Raw genomic sequence first — 20,179 nt, forward strand, 5'->3', positions numbered from 1 at the left:
TCGTGCCGCCGGGGCGCCCGGCACGGTAGGCGGCGCGATAGTCAGCCGGCGAGGAGCCCAGTTGACGACGGAAGTGACCACCAAGAGCTGCGGCGCTGCGGAAGCCGCAGCGGCCCGCGACCTCATCGAGCGAGTAGTCCGATGTCTCCAGCAGCCGCTGCGCCTGGAGCACCCGCTGGGTGATCAGCCACTGCAGCGGTGCCGAACCCGTCAGCGAGCGGAAGCGGCGGTCGAACGTACGACGGCCCATGTGGGCTCGCGCCGCCAGCGTCTCCACATCGAACTGTTCGTGGAGGTGCTCCAGCGCCCAGGCGACGACCTCGGCGAGCGGGTCGGCGCCAATCTCCTCCGGTAAAGACCGATCGAGGTAGCGCTCCTGGCCGCCCGACCGGCGCGGCGGGACGACGAGACGGCGGGCCAGTGCCCCGGCCGCCTCGTTGCCGTGGTCCGTCCGCACGATGTGGAGGCAGAGATCGATCCCGGCCGCCGTACCCGCTGAGGTCAGCACGTCGCCGTCATCGACAAACAGTTCCCGCGGATCCACGCGCACCGAGGGATAACGCTTGGCCAGCGTCGGCGCGTACATCCAGTGCGTGGTCGCAGGACGGCCGTCCAGCAGACCCGCCGCCGCCAGCACGAAGGCGCCCGTGCTCAATCCAACGATACGGGCGCCCTCTTCGTGCGCCTGGCGCAAAGCCCCGAGGGCCTCCTCCGGCGGTGGCGAGGTGATCGACCGCCAGGCTGGCACGACGACCGTGCCCGCCCGCGAGAGCGCCTCCAGGCCATGCGGCGCAACGAGTTCCAGGCCCGCCGTTGTGCGCAGCGGTCCTTCCTCGCCGGCCACTGCCAGCGCACGGTAGCGCGGCACGCCGGCGTCCTGACGGTCAATCCCGAACACCGACAGCGGTATGGAACTCTCGAAGATGGGGCCGCCGCTGAACAGCAGCACCGCGACGATCTCTTTACGGCGTCGCCCGGAACGCTTCCGGGCACCGGCATGCTGAGCGATCGATGCAGCCGCCTGCTGAGACGCATGCACAGGGGCTGTGGCCGGGCGGCGGGGCGTCCTCTGCGGCCCCGAATCGGTGGTGCCCGGCGGGAAGGCACTCAGGAGACGGCGCAGCGCGCCGCTGGCATCCGGGCTGCCGCTAAGGACGCGGCGCAGACGCATGCGCAGTTCGGCTTCCACGTCAGCCGCGGTATCGTCCTCCGCTCGCGCGTGGGCAGACAGGAGGTCACTGCGCGCCCGGTCCACTTCTCGCTTGACCTGGTTCGGGCGAGCCCGGCTACCGCTTTCGTGGTCCACGAGAAACGCGACGAGGGCGTCACGGAGGGACGGCCAGGACGAATCGTCCCGCATGTGCTGCACGAGCTGAGCGACACTGCCCGCGACGAAGTCCTTCACCACAGTCCCCCCGATTCCCCCAGCAGGTCCCGGCAGCGCACGGGCCGCCGGGAACACCGTAGAAGAGCGCAAGCAACTCCGCACAGACCGCTGGGACTTGAAGCGCGCCCGAAGGGCGGGACACAACGGTGCCCGCCCACCGCGCCGCCACCGGCCCGATCAAGGTTCCTGGCACAGCTTCATACACCTCCATCCACAGGCGCTACTGCTGGTCGTCCCGCTCGCCGCTGTCGGCCTCGGCCTGGCGGACCCAGCCGCGCAGGGCTTCGGGATGGATGCCGAGATCTCGCGCGACATGCGCGACGGGCCGGCCGGTGGCCCGGACCTCACGGATTGCGCGCTCGCGGAGCTCGTCGGGGTATTTACGCGGTGCTGCCATGGTGCTGGTGGATCTCCTTCGCCAGGTTCGTAACCCTGGCATCAGGGACTCCACGAAACGGGGTGCAGTTCAGTTCTCGATTCCGGCCTCGTCCAGGACAAGGTTGAGCCGCGCAGTGGACTGCTGGTTGGCCGAGACTCACTTGTAGACCAAGTTCGCCACCAAGGGGCTCTTCCGTAGGGAGGATCGGGCCCTGGCTGTCGGCAAGCCCTGCCTGCGATCACCATCGGATGCGGACGGATTCAGGTCGCCACGAACCCCCGGACTGCACGGGCTCATTGGCCGCGTCACCCTCCTGTTGTCAAAGGATTGTTCGACAACAGGCAGTCGATGGCCGGAGAACCCCTCAGTGCTGCGGCGGGGACGGGGCTTGGTCACGGTCCGGATAGATCGTGCGCAGCGGGTCAGTTGTCTTCGCCCGGAGGTTCGCCCGGAGGTGCGGCGATGGCTTGCTGGGCGCGGCGGAAATCGCCAGGGCTGGCGCCGGTGTGGCGGGTGAAGAACTTGCCGAAGTTGGTGGCTTCGGAGAAACCGAGGCGGCGTGCGATGGTGGCGACGGGTTCGTCGGTGTGCGCGAGAAGCCGCTGCGCCTGGAGCGTGACGCGGGTGTCGATGACGTGCTTGACGGATCGTCCGGTGGCTGCCTGGCAGGCGCGGGTGAGGGTCTTGACGGTGTAGCCGAGGCGGTCGGCGTAGTCCTCGGCGCGCCGGGTGGTGGCGTAGGAGCGTTCCAGTTCGGCGTGGAAGCGGGCGTAAACCTCGCCGCCGGCGTGCGGGTCGGCAGGCGCGCCGTGGCGGGGAAGGCGGTCGATGTGCAGTAGCAGCGCGGCCAGCAGCAGGCGCAGGATCTCGCGGGACGCGCCGGCAGGGCGACGGTATTCGGCGTGGAGTCGGGCGAGCAGGGCGGAGATGGTGGCGTAGTCGCTGCTGGTGCCCAGTTGCCAGCAACTGGGAGCGGACCAGGCGTCGGCGAGGCGGCTGGCAGCCGCCGTCGCCTCGAGGAAGCCGGGGTTGAACAGCAGGTGCGTGCCGTTCATCCGGCCGGGCTCGGCAAAGCGCTGCACCTGGCCGGGGCGGACCCACAGCAGGGTGCCGGGCCGGCACGAGTAGGCGACGAAGTCGACGGTGTGCTCGGCACTGCCCTGGGTGATCAGGGTGAGGGAGTGGAAGTCGGCGCGGTGGACCCGTTGCAGGCTGCCGCCGGCGACCCTGCGGTGCAGCGCGGACAGGTCAGTGATCTCGATTCCGGGAACCGGGGCGCTGGGCGGGTTGAAGCTGAACCCGGGGATCTCCTCCCCGCCTGCAGGCTCGCGGACGTGGCTTCGATTACTGCCGGGCCAGTCCGATTCTGACCATGACATGTCTCCACGGTACCTCGCTGGCCTGTGGCTTTTCCCGGACAGTGGGAGGCGAGCGCGGGCAAGGACCTCGACCCACCAGAAGGACGCAGACCATGAACGGCACCATGACGGTCATCGACAGGGGCGCGGTGCGCATCCACAGCTACATGGCCCCCGATGACAGCCTGAACGTCACCACTCAGCTGATCGAGACCCCGGCGCGACTGATCGCCGTGGACGCCCAGTACGCCCTGGCCTACGCCGACGAGGTCGTCGCCTACGCGCGCGGCCTCGGCAAGCCACTGGACCGGGTGATCATCACCCACGCCCACCCGGACCACTTCCACGGCGCCGCCTGCTTCGGCGCCCCCGTGCACGCGCTGGCCGCGGTACGCGAGCAGATCGCCGCCCAGGGCGACGGCCAGGACCCCACCGGTGCCGTGATCCCGGTCGCCGACATGACGCCGGCCATAGACGTGGCACCGGGCACTGAGGTCATCGACGGCATCCTATTCGTCTTCGAGGCCCACTACGGCGGCGAGGCCCCGGACCAGCTGGCGATCAAACTTCCCGAGCAGGGCGTCCTGGTAGCCCAGGACCTCGTCTACCACGCCACCCATCTCTTCCTCGGCAACAACGACATTCCCGGGTGGACCAAGGCCGTCGAACAGCTCGCCGCCGACCCCGCCTACGACACCGTCCTGCCCGGCCACGGCCTGCCCGCCGGCCCCGAGGTCTTCGACCAGCTGCGCCGCTACCTCACCGACGCGGCAGAGCTGCTCGGCGACGACGGCGAGGCGTACAAGCGGGCCATCACGGCGCGCCATCCCGGCTTCGGCGGCGCGTTCCTGATCGACATCGGCAACCAGTACCTCTTCGGCACCGATAACGCCTGACTTTTCTTCAGCCCTCCAGCGAAAGGGATCACCTCATGAGCAGGATCATCGTGTTCGGCGCCGCCGGGAAGGCCGGCTCCCGCGTCGTCGCCGAGGCCGCCGCCCGCGGCCACCAGGTCACCGCCGTCGTCCGCGATCTCGACGCACTGTCGGTCCTCCCCGATGGCGTGCAGGCCGCCGCGGGCGACGTCACCGACCTCGAGTCCGTCGCCGCCCACGCCAAGGACGCCGATGCGATCGTGCTGACCGTCGGCGGCCCGGACGCCGCCCTCTACACGAACGCCGTCTCCGCCGCCGCATCGGCCGTCCGCGACCTGGGCCCGGCTGGCCCGCGCATCATCCACATGGGCGGCGGCGCGAGCCTTCTCAACAGCGAGGGCGTGCGCTTCTTCGACACCCCCGGCTTCCCGGAGGAGTTCAAGCCCTACGCCATCGGCCAGATCCGCGCACTCGACGCCTACCTCACCCTCGGCGACGACGTGACCTGGACCTACCTGTCCCCGCCCCCGGTCCACTTCGCCCCCGGCACGCGCACCGGCCACTACCGCACCGGCCTCGACCACCCTGTCGTCGGCGACGACGGCCAGGCCCGCATCTCCTACGAAGACTACGCCGCCGCACTCGTCGACGAGATCGAGAACCCCCGCCACCTCAACCGACGCTTCACCGTCGGCTACTGAACAACCAGCCATGACGGCCCCTGGCGGCGTGGCGTGCGCGGGCAGCCAGAGGCCGCCATACATCCGCGCAACCGACCGAAGCAGTTTCCCGGGTAGCCCGGAGGACTCTCAGCTTGACTCTGTCTGGGATCTTGGAGTTTCCCGGTGCGGCAGCAGGATCGACGGGCATGCTCGGGTGGTTCCGCCGATCGATGCAGTTATCGAGGTGCCCGTTGTCCCTGCGTCCCCGTTCCGGTGCGCATGTTCCGCCTCTGACTGCGCGGGTCGCGCGGGCGAGCAACCCTGCTGGTACGACGGCGATATGGGTACGTGACCGGCTGGACGGGCTGTGGTGCGACGAGGACTTCGCCGACTGGTACCCCAGGGACGGACGTCCGGGGCTTTCGCCCGCTCAGCTGGCCACCATCTGCGTACTGCAATTCCTGCTCGGCCTGTCCGACCGGCAGGCCGCTGAAGCGGTCCGCTGCCGCATCGACTTCAAGTACGCGATGGCCATGGAGCTGGACGATCCCGGCTTCCACCACAGTGTGCTGGCAGACTTCCGCATCCGTCTCGCCGAAGACGGCCGTGCCGACCGCCTCCTGGACCTCGCACTGGCCCGGCTCAAGGAGGCTGGACTGGTGCGCGAGCGCACCACGCAGCGCACCGACTCCACCCATATCCTGGCCGCGGTGCGTGACCTGACCCGTCTGGAGTTGATCACCGAGGCGGTCCGCGCCGCACTCGAAGAAGTCGCCGGCACGTCCCCGCACCTGCTGGATGAATTGGTCGATGAGGACTGGGGGCTCCCTGCTGATGGCCACCGCGCAGGCCAACGGCCGCACTCAGGAGGAAATCCAGGCCGCGTATGTGGACCTGCGGCTGCTGGTCCACCACCCGGTCCTGAGCAATCTGGACGTGCTCAAGCGGGTACGGGCGATGCCTGCGGCGACGCCGAAGAGTGAGCCGTATGTCAAGGAGCTGGTGCGCACGGCGTACCGGTTCCAGCCTGCACCGGGCACGGCGGCGGTGCGGATGTGCGACGGCTGCGGCAATCCCCTGGGCCCTCCGCTCACGCGGTGTCTGATGGCGGGCTGCGCGGGGAGGGCTGGGACGCTTATGGTGCGCACGCTGGAGGGGTACTGGGTGCAGAACCGGGCTACCCGCCGCTTCCAGCACAACGCTGGCCTGGTCGAGGACCGCCTGTTTAACGGTCGGCTTCGCCTGCCTGCTCCACGAGGTGTTCCTAGAACGCCTCTGCCCTCACTGCCACAAACCGGTTAACTGAAGCAGCAGAGCCCAGCTGTTTCCCCGTCCCGCCGCGTCCGGAGTCCACCCTGCCCACTGCCGTTCTTCCACGGTTCAGGACATCCCGACCAGCTGGCCCGGCGCCCCTTGCGGGGCACCGCTCGCGCACGACCCACTGCACCATCACCAGCCCGGCCCCGCCCTGCTCGCGCTCCAGCACAAGATCCGTCGACTACTCCGGGCGGGCGGTCCGAAACAGCCGCCACAGCAGTACTTCACCGAGCTCATCCTGCTCGCGGGCCGACAGCCTGACCGGGGGTGCACCGAGTCGTCGTCCACGGCTGCGAGCCGTTCACCGGATCTGGCGATGAGACGCAAGCCTCCTGCGAGCAACCGTGCGGTCCAGCCAGGGACTGCGCGCCCGTTGTCTACCTTGCTCGCCACCACCATGTAGTTCTCGGCCTCTCAGGGGTTGAACGTGCTCATTTCCGTCCGGAGTCCGCCCCGCTTCGACTCGACTTCGAGTTCGTCGTATCGGTACGGCCAGCACGACAGCAGTTCCGCGAAGCGATGGTTCGCCGGACTGCGGAGTCGAGGATCTGCTGCACCGACGCGGTGACGGGCGAGGTGGTGGCCACGGACCCGTTCCGGACACGGTGACCGCACAGGCATCCCTTCACACGCCTTTAACTCGCGGGACACGAGGGGGAATCGGGAGCCACTGAGCATGTTTTTGGATCCAATCCGACGCAGATTTCATCCATCTCAGGATCGGTGCCCTAGGAGGCCCCATGCCGGACCACACACCTGGATCGCCCTCGACCTCTGCCGCCTCGTCGCCGGTATCGGCAAGCGCCCCGCACGAAGTCTCGCGCCGGACGATGCTCCGGGGCGCCGGCCTGCTCGGGGTGGGCGTGGGGTTCGGGCTGCCCGCCCTGCTCAGCGCCTGCGGCGCCGCGGCCGACGACGCGAGCGCGGGCGGCAAGGGCGGCACCCTCACCCTGGCCATCGACGCCACCAGCGCCGTCAACGACCCCGCCTTCTACACGTCCCTGGGCGACTGGATGGCCGTCGACTGCATCTGCCGCGGCCTGACATTCATCTCCTTCGAGACGAACGAGCCCACACCGGATCTGGCGAAGAAGTGGACCATATCCGATGACAAACTGACGTACACCTTCACCCTGCGCGAAGGCGTCAAGTTCCACGACGGAACCACCCTGACATCGGCCGACGTCCTCGCCAGCCTCGGCCGGCAGTTCGACCCCGACGACAAGACCCTGCCCAAGGGCGCCACCCGGCCGCTCGCCAGCATGGGCACCAACGTCGCCTCGCTCACCGCACCCGACGACATGACCGTCAAGATGGTGCTGAAAAGGCCCGACCGCACCGTGCTCGGCAAGCTCTCCGACATCGGCGGCCGCATCATCTCCAAGGCCGCGCTGGACAAGTACGGCGCCGACATCGGCAAGCACCTCGTGGGCACCGGCCCCTTCGCCTTCTCCGCCGCCACCTCGGGGCAGTCCATCACGCTCAAGGCGTTCGACGGCTTCCGACTCGGCAAGCCCCCTATCGACCGGCTGGTGCTGCGCCAGGTCCAGGACCCCTCCACCATCGTCAGCTCCCTGCTCAGCGGCGACGTCTCCGCCACGCAGTTCGCCCCCTACTCGTCCGTCTCGCAACTGCGCAAGGACAGCGCGGTGAAGGTGTACGACACCCCGCACAACGCCAACGCGATCATGATGATCGACGCCCGCCGGGTCCCGGAGCTGAAGGTCCGCAAGGCCATCAACCTCGCCATCAACCGCAAGGCGATCCTCCAGCAGGCGTTCTACGGCATCGGTGCCGAACCCAGGGGCTACGCCATCCCGCCCGCCCAGACCGGCTACGACACCGCCCTGGCCGACATCAGCACCCAGGACACCGCACAGGCGAAGCGGCTGGTCGAGGAGGCCGGCGCGAAGGGGCGCACCCTGCGCCTGATGGCGGCCAGCGACTCCTGGCACCCGAAGGCGGCCCAGATCATCGCCCAGAACCTCACCGACGTCGGCTTCAAGGTCGCCACCACCTCGGTGGACCCAGCGACCTACTTCAGCCGGCTCCTCGACGCCGACGACGACTACCACGACCTGATGATCTGGGAGCGCAACACCTACGTACCCGACCCCGACGACATGGTCGGCTCGCTGGCCAGCCCCACCAGCCTCTACGGCTCCAAGCTCTCCGGCATGGACACTCTCAAGGGCGCCTCCTCCCTCGCCGCCGACCTGTACACGGCCAAGAACCTCACCGACACCAAGAAGCGCACCGCCGCCTACACCAGGATCCAGCGCCGCTGGGCGGAGGAGTTCATGGTCCTGTCGATGCTGGCCTGCTTCAGCAACCTGGTCGTCAGCGGCTCGAACGTGAAGGGCATGAACACCGACGCGCTGGCCAACCACCGCTGCTACATGGAGAAGGCCGGTGTCTGAGACCGGCGCCGCGGTCGACGCCGTACCGGCGCGGGCCGCGGCACCCACTCCCCCGGCCTCCCCGCCCCCGCCCCCCACTCGCCCGCTCCACCGCCGACTTCTCGAAGCGCTACGCCACCGCCCGGTGGCCCGCTCCTGGCCCGCCCTGCTCGCCTGGCTGCTGCTGGCCGCGGTGGTGCTCACCGCCCTGCTCGGACCGCTGCTGGTGCAGGGCGACCCGCTGCGGCAGACCTCCTCGGCACTGCTGGCCCCCGGCTCCCCGGGGCACCCCCTGGGCACCGACGACCTGGGCCGTGACGAACTGGCCCGACTCGTGCACGGCGCCCGGCCGCTGCTGCTGGTGTCCTTCACGGCGACCGCCCTGGCGGCCGTCGTCGGCACCCTGGTCGGGCTCGTCGCCGGATACGCGGGCGGCGTCCTGGAACAGGTGCTGATGCGGCTGGTCGACCTCGCTCTGGCCTTCCCCTCCATCCTGCTGGTCATCCTGCTGGTGGCGGCCGCCGGACCCGGCACGGTCAGTCTGATCCTCGGCATCGGCGCCTCCCTGGCCCCCGGCCTCGCCCGCCTGGCACGCACCCTCACCGCCCGCGAGGCCGCTAAGGACTACGTCGTCGCCTGCCGGATCGGCGGCACGAGCGTGCCGCGCATCCTGCTGCGCGAGGTACTGCCCAACATCGGCGGACCGCTGCTCGCGCAGATCGTCATGACGCTGTCCGTCGCGGCCGGGTTCGCAGCCGGACTGTCCTACCTGGGGCTGGGCATCCAGCCGCCGCAGCCGGACTGGGGGTACATGGTCCAGGCCGGACAGGAGTTCCTCTACACCACCCCGCGGCTGGTGGTGCTGCCCGCCACGCTCACCCTGCTGTACGTCGTGGCCTGCAACTTCGTCGGCGACGACCTGCGCGACGCCCTCGACCCCAGGGGGACGGCATGAGCGCCGGCACCCTGGCCCGGCCGCGTCCGCCCCGACTGCCACGGCCCTCCTGGCTGTCCGGCGCCACGGGCACGTTCCTGCGCCGGCTGGCCGTCATCCCCCTCGTGCTGTTCGCCCTGTCGTCCCTGGTGTTCGTGGCGATACGGCTGCTGCCGGGCTCCCCTGCGACCTCCCTCGCCGCAGGCGGGAACACCGCCTCCGCCGAACAGTTCAACGCCAACGAAGAACGCGTGACCAAGGCACTCGGCCTCGACCAGCCGCTGCTGGCGCAGTACGGACACTTCCTCGACGACCTCCTCCACCTGCGGCTTGGCACCTCCTTCTACGGCTCCAACAGCGTCCTCGGCCTGCTCGGCGACGCCCTGCCCGCGACCGTGGAACTCACCCTCGCCGCCATGGCCGTCGCCGTACTGCTCGGCGTCGTCACCGGCGTCGTCGCGGCCCTGCGCCGGGGCAGCTGGCTCGACACCTCCACCCGGGCCGTGGCCACCGTCAGCTTCTCCCTGCCCTGGTTCGCCCTCGGCGTGCTGTCCATCGTCGTGTTCGGCGTATGGCTGCGCTGGCTGCCTGTGCTGGGGCGACTCCCCAGCACCCTGGACTACCAGCCGACGACGGGCTTCGTGCTGCTGGACGCGATCCTGCAGAACCGGCCCGAACTCGTCTGGCCGTGGCTGCAGCACCTCATCCTGCCCGCGGTGACCCTCGCGCTGTCGATGGCCGGGTTCATCACCCGGATCGTGCGCGCCTCCGTCCTGGACGTGCTCGGCGACGACTTCGTGCGCACCGCCCGCATGAAGGGCCTCAGCGAACACGCGGTGGTACGCCGCCACGTCCTGCGCAACGCCTGGCTGCCCATCGTCATCGTCCTGGGCCTGCAATTCGGCTCCCTGCTGGGCGGCTCCGTCATCACCGAGACCGTCTTCTCCTACCCAGGCGTCGGTCACCTCCTCGTCCAGGGCGTGCTGCAACGCGACTACCCGGTCGTACAAGGCGCCGCCCTCGCCATCGCCCTGCTGTTCACCCTCGTCAACCACGCGGTCGACCTGCTGTACACGGTCCTCGACCCACGCCTACGCAAAGGATGATCCTGATGGACATCGTGCTGGTCCACGGTGCCGGCGGCCGGCCCACCACCTGGTCGGCGGTGCAGCCGCTGCTCACCGCCCGCGGACACCGCCTGTTCACGGTCACCAACCCCATGACCTCCCTGGCGGACGACATCGCCCAGACCACGGCCGCGCTGGAAGCGACGAGCGGCCCCGTGCTGCTGGCCGGGCACTCCTACGGCGGCGCCGTCATCACCAACGTCGGACGCGACCCGCGCATCAAGGGGCTGGTCTACATCGCCGCGTTCGCACCCGACGAGGGCGAAACCGTCAACGAGATCGTCGAGCGCTACGAGCCCGCCGAGATCTCCAAGTACATGCGGCGCGGCCCCAACGGCGAGTGGAAGTCCGAGCCCGGCCCCGAGTTCTGGGCAGAGATCGGCCCGGACCTGTCGGCCGAGCAGCGAGCCGTCGTGGAGGCCGAGGCACGCAAGGCCGACAACCTCGTCTTCACCCAGGCCACCGGAGAGCCGGCCTGGCGGTCTCTGCCCAGCTGGTACCTCGTCGCCGACGACGACCGCACCCTGCGCCCGGAGATACAGAACTTCATGGCCGAGCGGATGCAGGCCACGGTCGAGCATGTGCCGGGCAGCCACTACACCACCCTGGTGTGGCCCGAACGGGTCGCCGACCTCGTCCACCGGGCCGCGCTGGCCGTGGGCGGGGTCGTATGACCGCGCCGGAGGCAGTGCTGCGGGTGCGGGATCTGCGTGTGCAGTTCGACGTGCCCGCGGGCCGGCTGCCCGCCGTGGACGGCGTCGACCTCACTCTGCGCAGGGGCGAGATCCTGGCGCTGGTCGGCGAGTCGGGGTCGGGCAAGTCGGCGCTGTCGATGAGCCTGGTCGGCCTCAACCGCGGCCCGCGCACCCACATCAGCGGGTCGGTCTCCTTCCGCGGCCGGGAACTGGTGGGGGCGTCCGACCGGGAGCTGCGCCGGGTACGCGGCAAGGACGTGACGGTCGTCTTCCAGGACGCGCTGGCCGCGCTCAACCCGCTGCACCGGGCGGGCGCGCAGATCGCGGAGACCATCCGCGCCCACGCCGACGTACCGCGCGCCACCGCCGCCGCCCGCGCCGTCCACCTGCTCGGCGAGGTCGGCATCGCTGGCCCCGCCCGCGCCGCGCGTGCCTATCCGCACCAGCTCTCCGGCGGCATGCGGCAGCGCGTGATGATCGCCATGGGGCTGGCCAACGACCCGGCCGTGCTGATCGCCGACGAGCCGACCACCGCGCTGGACGTCACCATCCAGGCGCAGGTGCTGACGCTGCTGAAGCGGGTGCAGCGCGAGCACGGCACCTCCGTCCTGCTGATCACCCACGATCTCGGGGTGGTCGCCGAGGTCGCCGACCGGGTGGCGGTGATGTACGCGGGACGGATCGTGGAACAGGGCACGCGCGACGAGGTCCTCTTCGACCCGCAGCACCCTTACACCATGGGCCTGCTGGGCTCGGTGCCCCCGCTGGCGGGCCCGGTGCCCGCGCGGCTGCCAGCGATTCCGGGAAACCCACCCGCCGGGGTCGAGCGGCCCGCCGGCTGTGGCTTCGCGCCCCGCTGCCCCTTCGCCGACGACGGCTGCGGCACCCGGCCGGAGCTGCGGCGCCGGCACGGCGGCACGGGACATCTGGACGCCTGTGTGCTGCCCGGAAAGGCCCGGGCACGGGCCCGCGCGACGGGGGCCGCCGTATGAGCGAGGTGCTGATGAGCGCCCGTGGGCTGCGGGTGGAGTACCCCGGCCGGGCCGGCGGCCGGGTCCTGGCGCTGCGGGATGTCGACCTCGACATCGCCCAGGGCGAGACACTGGGCCTGGTCGGCGAGTCGGGGTGCGGCAAGTCGACGCTCGGCCGCGCGCTGCTGCGCATCGTGGCTCCCTCGGCCGGCCGGATCGACTTCCTCGGCGCCGACCTGGCCCGGCTGCGCGGCAGGCGCCTGAAGAAGATCCGGGCCGAGCTGCAGATGGTCTTCCAGGACCCCTTCGGCTCGCTCAACCCGCGCCGCACGGTCGCCGACACCGTTGCCGAACCACTGCTGCGCGCCCGCGGCGCCGAGCGGTCCGAGGCCCGGCGCGCCGTGGCCGACCTGCTGGACCTGGTCGGCCTCGGGGCGGACGCCGGCGGGCGCAAACCGCACGAGTTCTCCGGCGGGCAGCGCCAGCGCATCGGCATCGCCCGGGCGCTGGCGTCCGCACCGCGGTTCGTGGTGGCCGACGAGGCCGTGTCGGCGCTGGACGTGTCGATCCAGGCGCAGGTGCTGAACCTGCTGTCGGACCTGGTGCGCGACCGCGGCCTGACGATGCTGTTCATCTCCCACGACCTCGGTGTCGTACGGCACATCGCCGACCGGGTCGCCGTGATGTATCTCGGGGAGATCATCGAGACCGCCTCCCGCGACGCCTTCTTCACCGGCCCGGCCCACCCCTACAGCAGCGCCCTGCTGGCCAGCGTGCCCGTGCTGCGGCCCGGCCCGCCCACCGAACGGCAGCCGCTGGAGGGCGAGTTGCCCGACCCGGCCAACCTGCCCCGGGGTTGCCTGTTCCAGACCCGCTGCCCGCTGGTGACCGACGTCTGCCGCACCCGGCACCCGGACCTGCGCGAGATCGCCCCCGGACGCAGCGTCCGCTGCCACCTGCCCCTCGACACCGCGAATGAGGACCCGCATTGATCATCGATGCCTACAACACCACGCAGGACGTCCGCGGCCGCTCCGACTACCTCACCGGGGCGCGCAAGGGCCAGGCCCCGCCGCCGTACACGCCGTTCGAGCCGCGGCGCATCCTCGACCGGATGGACGCCGCCGGGGTGGACATGGCGATGGTGTGCTCGCTCGCCCAGCGGATCGAGAACGACTTCATCGCCTCGCTGGTGTCCGCCCACCCCGACCGGTTCTTCGGCTTCGGGCAGGTGCTGCCGCAGGCCGACGACGCCATCGAGGAGATCGACCGGATCGCCGACGCGGGCCTGGTCGGACTGAAACTCCATCCCAGCCTGCACGGCTACCACGTGGCCGACCACGGGCTGCTGGACCCGGTGTTCGAAGCCTGTGCCCGGCGCGGGCTCCTGGTACTGATCAACGCCCTCGACGACGCGTTCTGCGCGCCGCTGGCCATCGAGGAGATCGCGCGCGACCACCCGGAGGTGCCGACGATCATCGCGCACATGGGGGCCGTGTGGAACGTGCCTGAGGCGATCATCGTCGCCGAACGGCAGCCGCACGTCTACCTGGAGACGTCCGCGACGCTGATGAGTGACGTCAAGCGGGCCTACGCGCGGCTCGGGCCGCGGCAGATCCTGATGGGCAGCGAGTGGCCGGGCTCCGACTTCGACCTCGAACGCATGAAGATCGCCAAGGCCGTCGAGGACGAGAAGGACCGGGCGCTGATCGAGGGCGGCAACATGGCCCGCCTGCTGGGACTGGACGCATGAGCGCCGCACCGGTCGCCGTCCCGGCTCAGATGAGCGACCTGGACGCCGAACTCCTGAACATCGCGCAGGAGTTGCTGGCCCGGGTGTGGCAGCAAGACCGCCACGAGGTCGCCACCGCGCTGCGCACCGCCGACGGCCGCATCCACACCGGCGTCCACGTCGAGGGTTCCTGCCGGCGCAGTTCGATCTGCGCCGAGGGCGTCGCCCTGGGCACCGCGCGCGGTGCCCTCGCGCCCGGCGCGCCCCTGGCGGTGACGTCGGTGGTGTCGGTGCAGATCAAGCCCGCCGGGCAGTTCCGGATCATCGCGCCGTGCGGAGTGTGCCGGGAACTCATCAGCGACTACTGCCCGGACGCCACCGTGTGGATCACCACCGTCGACGACGACCGGCCCGCCGCGTTCCGCGCCCTGGACCTGCTGCCGCAGAAGAGCCGGCGCCGCTGGTGAGCCCGGCCCGCCCGCACCAAGCCCTTGAGGAAAGGAGAGCCATGCCGTCCGTCATCACCGGTCCGAGCGCGCTGCGCGTGCCCACCGCACTGGACGTCCCCGCACTCGCCGAACAGCTCGGCGGTACCGGTACGCCGCTGCACTGGGAGGAGCTGACCTGGCAGGAGGCCGAGACCACGGTCGCCGGCCACGACGCCGTGATCATCCCGGTGGGCGCCACCGAACAGCACGGTCCGCATCTGCCCCTGGCCGTGGACACGCGGATCTGCGAAGCGGTCGCCCTGGGCGTCTCTGCGCTGACGGGGGTGCCGGTGCTGCCGCCGCTGAGCTTCGGCGTGTCCGCCTCGCACGGCGGCTTCGCCGGCACGGTGGCGCTGCGCCCCGAGACGCTGATCGCCGTCGTCGAGGACATGATCGACTCCCTGTACGCCTGCGGAGTCCGGCAGTTCGTCCTGCTCAACGGCCACATCTGGAACAACGGCGCCCTCGACGTCTCCGCCGAGAAGCTGAGGGTGCGTCACCGGGACGCACGCGTGCGGGCGTTGGGGTACGTGACGATGTACCCGGGGCCGGAGGTCGATGGCCATGTCACCTACGGCCGTGCCCTGATGCACGCCAACTATTTCGAGACCTCCGTGATGCTGCACCTGGCACCCGAACTGGTGCGGATGGAGCGGGCCACCTCGCACGTCGACGTCGACTCCTTCTGGGACTACCGCATGGACCAGGTCAGCGAGACCGGCGTGTGGGGCAGGGACGTGACCGAGGCGAACGCCGCCCACGGACAGGCGGAGTTCGACCGCTGCGTGCTCACCACCGCCCGCGCCGTCTCGGCCGCCGTGCGCGAGCCCTGGCCCAGCGCCACGCACCGGCCCGCCTGAAGCCCGCCCGCCCGAGCCCACGGGAGCGAACGACCGCTGCGGCGCCCGGACTTCCGTCCGCCCCGTCGCGCAATGGGCCCGCCGCCCCGCCGCGAACCCGGCATCCGCCACGTCGGCCAATGCGGCCCGCGGCCTCGAACCACAAGGAGAACACCTTGGACCCCAGCATCACCCTCCCGCGGTTGCCGGAGCGCGAGCCGATGCTCATCGGCGGCGACTGGACCACGGGAACCGCGACCCGGTGGATCCCGGTCCTCGACCCCGCCACCGGTGAGCGCCTGACCACCGTCGCGCAGGCCGACGGCAGCGATGTGGAACGGGCGGTGGCCGCCGCCGCGGCAGCGCACCGCGATGGACGCTGGCGCACTCTGCCTCCCCGCCGCCGCCAGGACGTGCTGCTGCGGCTCGCGGACCTGGTGGAGCGGGACGCCGAGGCGCTGGCGGTCCTGGACACCCTGGACAACGGCAAGGCGATCGAACGGGCTCGCGGCGACGTGGAACTCGGCCTGCAGGCCATCCGGCACTTCGCGGGCACGCCGACCCGGCTGACCGGCACGGTGCACGCCTCCCCGCCCGGCCGTCACGTGTACAGCGTGCGCGAGCCGGTCGGTGTCGTGGCAGCCGTGCTCCCCTGGAACTTCCCCTTCATGATCGCCGCCTGGAAGGTCGCCCCCGCCCTGGCGGCCGGCTGCACGGTGGTGGTCAAGCCCGCCGAGCAGACCCCACTGACCGCGCTGCGGCTGGCCGCCCTGTGCCTGGAGGCGGGCATTCCGGAAGGCGTCGTCAACGTGGTGACCGGAGACGGCCGCACCGGGGCCGAGTTGGTCGCCCATCCCGATGTCGCCAAGGTCTCCTTCACCGGGTCCACCGACGTAGGACGGCTGATCATGGCCGCGGTGGCGCCGTCGGTCAAACGGCTCACCCTCGAGCTGGGCGGCAAGTCCGCCAACATCGTCTTCGCCGACGCCGACCTGGACGCCGCCGCCCCGGCCGCAGTCCGCGCGGTGTTCGGGCACTCCGGTCAGATGTGCACGGCCGGCAGCAGACTGCTGGTGCAGCGCTCGGTGCTCAAGGAGTTCCTCGACCGGATGCTGCCGGCGGTGGACGCCCTGCGCATCGGCCCCGGTCTGTCCGGCGGGATCAACATCGGTCCGCTGGTCTCCCAGGAGCAGTTCGACCGGGTCACCGGCTACCTCGACCTCGGCCGCGCCGAGGGCGCCCGGCCCGTCACCGGCGGAGAGCCGCTGCCGGGACCCGGCTGGTTCGTGCGGCCCACGGTGTTCACGGAGGTCACCCCGGACATGCGGATCGCCCGCGAGGAGATCTTCGGGCCGGTCGCCACCGTGCTGCCCTTCGACACAGAGGACGAGGCGATCGCGCTGGCCAACGACAGCGACTACGGTCTCGCGGCCGGCGTGTGGACCACCGACCTCGGCCGCGCCCACCGCGCGGCGTCGGCACTCCAGACGGGCACCGTCTGGGTGAACACCTACAACGAGTTCGACCCCGCCGTGGCCTTCGGCGGTACCAAGCAGTCCGGTCTGGGCAGGGACCTCGGCGACGCGGCCGTCAACGGGTTCACCGAGCTCAAGAGCATCACGATCGCGCTGTGAGCGCCCCCGTGACGGCCACGTCGCCGACCCCCACGACCCTGGACGTCGCCGCCGAACGAATGCGCACGCCGGGATGCTCCACCGGCCACCACTTCAACTCGGCCGGCGCGGCCCTTCTCGCCTCCTCCACCGTCGAGGCGGTCATCGACCACCTGCGCGCAGAGAGCCTGCACGGCGGTTATGAGGCGGCCAAGCTCGCCGCCGACGAGCTGGCCGCTGTCTACGACCGCACCGCCGCCCTGCTCGGCGTCCACGCGGACGAGGTCGCTCTGGTCGAGAGCGCCACCGCGGGCTGGCAGCGGATCGTCTCCTCGCTGCGGCTGCGGCCCGGAGACCGCGTGCTCGCCGCCCGCTCCAGCTATGTCAGCAGCGCCTTGCATCTGCTGGCCGCCGAGCGGGACGCCGGCATCCGGGTGGAGGTGCTGCCCAACGGGCCTGACGGAGCCACTGACTTGGAGATGCTGGAGCGTGCCCTGCGCGCGGGACCGGCCGCGCTGGTGACCGCGGCGCATGTGCCGACCTCGTCCGGGCTGGTCGAACCGGCCGCCGCGATAGGCGCCTCGGCGGCGGCGCACGGGGTGCCGTTCCTGCTCGACGCCACCCAGTCGCTGGGCCAGTTGCCCACCGACATGGAGGCCCTCGGCTGCGACCTGCTGATCGGCACCGGCCGCAAGTTCCTGCGCGCCCCGCGCGGTACCGGTCTGCTCGCCGTGCGCCGGCCCCTGCTGGAGCGGCTCGCCCCGCAGGCGCCGGATGTGCGCGGGGCGCTCTGGACGGGTGAACGCAGCTGGGAACTGGCGCCGGACGCACGGCGGTTCGAGCTGTGGGAGGCCGCCCACGCCCTGCGCCTGGGTCTGGGCTCGGCGCTGGCCGACCTGCACAGGCTCGGCCCCCGGGCCGTCTTCGCTCACCTGACCGCCCTCGCGGCGAGGCTGCGCGAGCGGCTCGGCGCCGTGCCCGGGGTGCGGCTGGCCGATCCTTCCGCGGCGGGGGGCGCGATCGTCACCTTCGTGGTCGACGGACTCGACGCCGGCGAGGTGCAGCGTCAACTCGCCCTTCGGCGCGTCTACTTGGTCGCCGTACCGGCCGCCCACGGCCGCTGGGACATGGACCCGCGGGGACTGGCAAAGGTGGTACGGGCCTCGGTGCACGTCTACACCGACGACGACGATCTGGACGCCCTGGTCGAGGCCGTCGCGCAGATCGCGGCCGCCGCGCGCCGCACGGCCCGCACGCCGTCAGACGTCACGGCCACTGCCTCCGAGGCGACAACGGCTCCGGCCCCGGCTGCCGTACGGGCAACGGCCTCCCCTTCGGCTTCGGCACCGACATCAGTTCCTCCTCCGGACTCCCCTTCGGCATCGACGCCAGTTCCCGCGACAGACACCCCTTCGGCTTCGGCGTCCGGCCCCTTCCCCGCCGCCCTGCCCGGCGCCCGTCCCGCATGGCAAGCGACCGGGCACCTGTACGATGCGGTGGTCGTCGGCCTCGGTGTGCACGGCAGCGCGGCGCTGCGGCAGTTGGCCGAGCGCGGCCTCGACGTGCTGGGTCTGGAGCGGTTCGCACTGGGCCACGACCTCGGTTCCTCGCACGGTGCCACCCGGATGATCCGCCGCGCCTACCCCCACCCCGACTGGGACGGCCTGGTCGACACCGCCTACCGGGCCTGGGCGGAGCTGGAGGAAGCCGCCAAGAGCCGACTGGTCGACGTCACCGGCGGTCTGTACGCCGCGCCCGCCGGCCGGCCCGACGCGTTGCGCGGTCCGGGCTGCCGCTCGGTCGACGCCGACGAGGCGGCCCGCATCTTCCCCGGCCTGCGGCTGCCCGAGGGGTTCACCGCGGTCCACGACCCGGCCGCGGGGATCATCAACGCCTGCCAGGCCCTGCGCGTCCAGCTCACCCTCGCCGAACGGGCGGGCGCCCGGATCGCCGACCGCACACCGGTCACCGACTGGCAGCCCGACGGCGACCACGTCCTCGTCCGCACGGCCTCGGGGCCGGTACGCGCCCGACGGCTGGTGCTGTGCGCCGGGCCCTGGACGCCGTCTCTGGTGCCCTCGCTGGCGGGCCATCTGACGGTCACCCGGATCGTGAACGCCTACTTCGCCGCCGATCCGCGCGGCCCACTGGGCCCCTCCGGGCTGGGCAGTTTCTCGGTCGACCTGCCGGAAGGACTGCTGTACGGCTTCCCGGCCGACGATGGCCGGGGGCTGAAGGCAGGGCTCGACGCGGGCCCGCCATGGGACCCCGAGGCCGCCCGGCCCGCCGCCACCGCCGACGAACTCACCCTGCTCACCCGGGCGGTGGCACGGGTCCTGCCCGGCGCGGGTGCGGTGACCGAGAGCCTGACGTGCCTGTACACGATGACCGCGGACCGGCGCTTCCTCGTCGGCGAGGTGCCCGGCGCACCGGGGGTGCTGATGGCCTCGGCGTGTTCCGGGCACGGTTTCAAGTTCGGTCCGGCGATCGGCGCGGCCCTGGCCGACCTGGTGTGCGAACGTCCGCGCCCGGACCTGGATTTCCTCTCGCCCGCCCGGCTGATCCCCGGCGGTGCCCGATGAGGACCGCCGGGGAGCCGGGACGCCGCTCAGCCGTGGAAGACGGTCTGCGAGCGCCTCTCGTACCAGGCCGTCAGGTGCTCGCCGGCGCTGATGACGTGCTCACGCATCGCCTCCTGCGCCCGGTCCGCGTCCCGGTCCGCCAAGGCGGCCATCAACTCGTCGTGCTGACGAACGTTCAGCTGCCGGTGGCGTTCGTCCCCGGCCAGCGCCAGCGAGGACACGTTGCGCGGGAAGCTCTCGTTGATCCGGTCGATCATGCGGCTGAGCCAGGGGTTGTCGGCCGCCTGGCAGACCACGGTGTGGAAGCAGTCGTTGGCCCGCGTCGTGTCGGCCGCACCGCCACCCAGGCCCTCCACCGCCGCGCGCAGCACGTCGTTGTGGCGGCGCAGTTCGGCGAGCTGGCTGTCGGTGATCCGGTCGGCGGCGCGCCGCGCGGCCAGGGCCTCCAGCTCCGCGCGGACCTCGTACGCCTGGCGCACCTCCCACGGCGCCGGCACCCGCACCACCGCACCGCGGTGCGGCTGCATCTCGATCAGCCCGCCGTTCTGCAACTGGCGCAGCGCCTCGCGCACCGGAGTGCGGCTCACCCCGAACTCGGCGGCCAGCGCGGCCTGGCGCAGCGGTTTGCCGATCGGGAGCTCCCCGTTCATGATCCGCGTGCGGATACGGGCAGCGATGTCGTCGACGAGGGCGCCTTCGTCGGTCTGGGACGTCATCGGAGTGGGTCTCACCCTTCTCGGGGGCTGACGGGGCCGCGCGGTGGTGGAGCAGTCTGCCACGCCGCAGCGGCTCATCGTCCACCGGTTTTGGATCCACTCACA

The 20,179-nt window shown here is 71.3% G+C and carries 17 protein-coding genes and 1 pseudogene; 14 read left to right on the forward strand and 4 right to left on the reverse strand.

Annotated elements, in window-relative coordinates:
- Window positions 1-10: 10 nt before the first annotated feature.
- From PH203_RS41535 to PH203_RS41545, 3 genes and pseudogenes are all read right to left on the reverse strand, one after another.
- A pseudogene (locus PH203_RS41535) lies at window positions 11-1,009 on the reverse strand (helix-turn-helix domain-containing protein); the annotation flags it as partial.
- Window positions 1,010-1,607: 598 nt separating this feature from the next.
- Complete coding sequence (locus PH203_RS41540) at window positions 1,608-1,784, reverse strand: transposase (RefSeq protein WP_289927257.1); 177 nt, start codon at window positions 1,782-1,784, stop codon at window positions 1,608-1,610.
- Window positions 1,785-2,188: 404 nt separating this feature from the next.
- A complete protein-coding gene (locus tag PH203_RS41545; protein ID WP_289927258.1) occupies window positions 2,189-3,145 on the reverse strand; it encodes a helix-turn-helix transcriptional regulator in 957 nt (318 codons plus the stop codon).
- A 92-nt stretch (window positions 3,146-3,237) separates the two neighbouring features.
- Between PH203_RS41545 and PH203_RS41550 the strand changes: the two genes are divergently transcribed.
- From PH203_RS41550 to solA, 14 genes are all read left to right on the forward strand, one after another.
- Complete coding sequence (locus tag PH203_RS41550) at window positions 3,238-4,020, forward strand: MBL fold metallo-hydrolase (protein ID WP_289927259.1); 783 nt, start codon at window positions 3,238-3,240, stop codon at window positions 4,018-4,020.
- A 35-nt stretch (window positions 4,021-4,055) separates the two neighbouring features.
- On the forward strand, window positions 4,056-4,700 hold the full coding sequence (locus PH203_RS41555; protein ID WP_289927260.1) for an NAD(P)H-binding protein: 645 nt from the start codon (window positions 4,056-4,058) through the stop codon (window positions 4,698-4,700).
- A 212-nt stretch (window positions 4,701-4,912) separates the two neighbouring features.
- Window positions 4,913-5,644 carry a transposase gene (locus tag PH203_RS41560; RefSeq protein WP_289927261.1) on the forward strand — a complete coding sequence of 244 codons (732 nt, stop codon included), beginning with the start codon at window positions 4,913-4,915 and terminating at the stop codon, window positions 5,642-5,644.
- A gap of 1,164 nt (window positions 5,645-6,808) precedes the next feature.
- Window positions 6,809-8,398: an ABC transporter substrate-binding protein gene (locus PH203_RS41565; RefSeq protein WP_289927262.1), complete on the forward strand. Its 1,590-nt coding sequence runs from the start codon at window positions 6,809-6,811 to the stop codon at window positions 8,396-8,398.
- Window positions 8,391-9,332, forward strand: a complete 942-nt coding sequence (locus PH203_RS41570) for an ABC transporter permease (RefSeq protein ID WP_289927263.1) — start codon at window positions 8,391-8,393, stop codon at window positions 9,330-9,332. Before PH203_RS41565 ends, PH203_RS41570 begins: the two co-directional genes overlap by 8 nt.
- Window positions 9,329-10,417, forward strand: a complete 1,089-nt coding sequence (locus PH203_RS41575) for an ABC transporter permease (RefSeq protein WP_289927264.1) — start codon at window positions 9,329-9,331, stop codon at window positions 10,415-10,417. The genes PH203_RS41570 and PH203_RS41575 overlap by 4 nt, the downstream gene beginning before the upstream one ends.
- A gap of 5 nt (window positions 10,418-10,422) precedes the next feature.
- Window positions 10,423-11,112 carry an alpha/beta hydrolase gene (locus PH203_RS41580; RefSeq protein ID WP_289927266.1) on the forward strand — a complete coding sequence of 230 codons (690 nt, stop codon included), beginning with the start codon at window positions 10,423-10,425 and terminating at the stop codon, window positions 11,110-11,112.
- Window positions 11,109-12,125 (forward strand): ABC transporter ATP-binding protein, encoded by a 1,017-nt coding sequence (locus PH203_RS41585; protein WP_289927268.1) that lies wholly within the window; start codon window positions 11,109-11,111, stop codon window positions 12,123-12,125. The genes PH203_RS41580 and PH203_RS41585 overlap by 4 nt, the downstream gene beginning before the upstream one ends.
- Window positions 12,122-13,096 (forward strand): oligopeptide/dipeptide ABC transporter ATP-binding protein, encoded by a 975-nt coding sequence (locus tag PH203_RS41590; protein ID WP_289927270.1) that lies wholly within the window; start codon window positions 12,122-12,124, stop codon window positions 13,094-13,096. The genes PH203_RS41585 and PH203_RS41590 overlap by 4 nt, the downstream gene beginning before the upstream one ends.
- The gene (locus PH203_RS41595) at window positions 13,093-13,857 is read left to right on the forward strand and encodes an amidohydrolase family protein (protein WP_289927272.1); all 765 of its coding nucleotides are present in this window, start codon (window positions 13,093-13,095) and stop codon (window positions 13,855-13,857) included. Before PH203_RS41590 ends, PH203_RS41595 begins: the two co-directional genes overlap by 4 nt.
- Entirely contained in the window at window positions 13,854-14,303 is a 450-nt protein-coding gene (locus PH203_RS41600) for a cytidine deaminase (protein WP_289927274.1), read from the forward strand. Before PH203_RS41595 ends, PH203_RS41600 begins: the two co-directional genes overlap by 4 nt.
- A 41-nt stretch (window positions 14,304-14,344) precedes the next feature.
- Window positions 14,345-15,184, forward strand: coding sequence for a creatininase family protein (locus PH203_RS41605; RefSeq protein ID WP_289927275.1), 840 nt, complete (start codon window positions 14,345-14,347; stop codon window positions 15,182-15,184).
- Between the two features lie 155 nt (window positions 15,185-15,339).
- Window positions 15,340-16,797 carry an aldehyde dehydrogenase family protein gene (locus tag PH203_RS41610; protein ID WP_289927276.1) on the forward strand — a complete coding sequence of 486 codons (1,458 nt, stop codon included), beginning with the start codon at window positions 15,340-15,342 and terminating at the stop codon, window positions 16,795-16,797.
- Window positions 16,794-19,358: an N-methyl-L-tryptophan oxidase gene (solA, locus tag PH203_RS41615; RefSeq protein ID WP_289927277.1), complete on the forward strand. Its 2,565-nt coding sequence runs from the start codon at window positions 16,794-16,796 to the stop codon at window positions 19,356-19,358. Before PH203_RS41610 ends, solA begins: the two co-directional genes overlap by 4 nt.
- 26 nt (window positions 19,359-19,384) lie before the next feature.
- On the opposite strand, the gene PH203_RS41620 is transcribed toward solA, so the two are convergent.
- Entirely contained in the window at window positions 19,385-20,074 is a 690-nt protein-coding gene (locus tag PH203_RS41620; protein WP_289927278.1) for a GntR family transcriptional regulator, read from the reverse strand.
- Between the last annotated feature and the right edge of the window lie 105 nt (window positions 20,075-20,179).

It is taken from the genome of Streptomyces sp. S.PB5, from assembly GCF_030403745.1.
Taxonomy (GTDB): domain Bacteria; phylum Actinomycetota; class Actinomycetes; order Streptomycetales; family Streptomycetaceae; genus Streptomyces.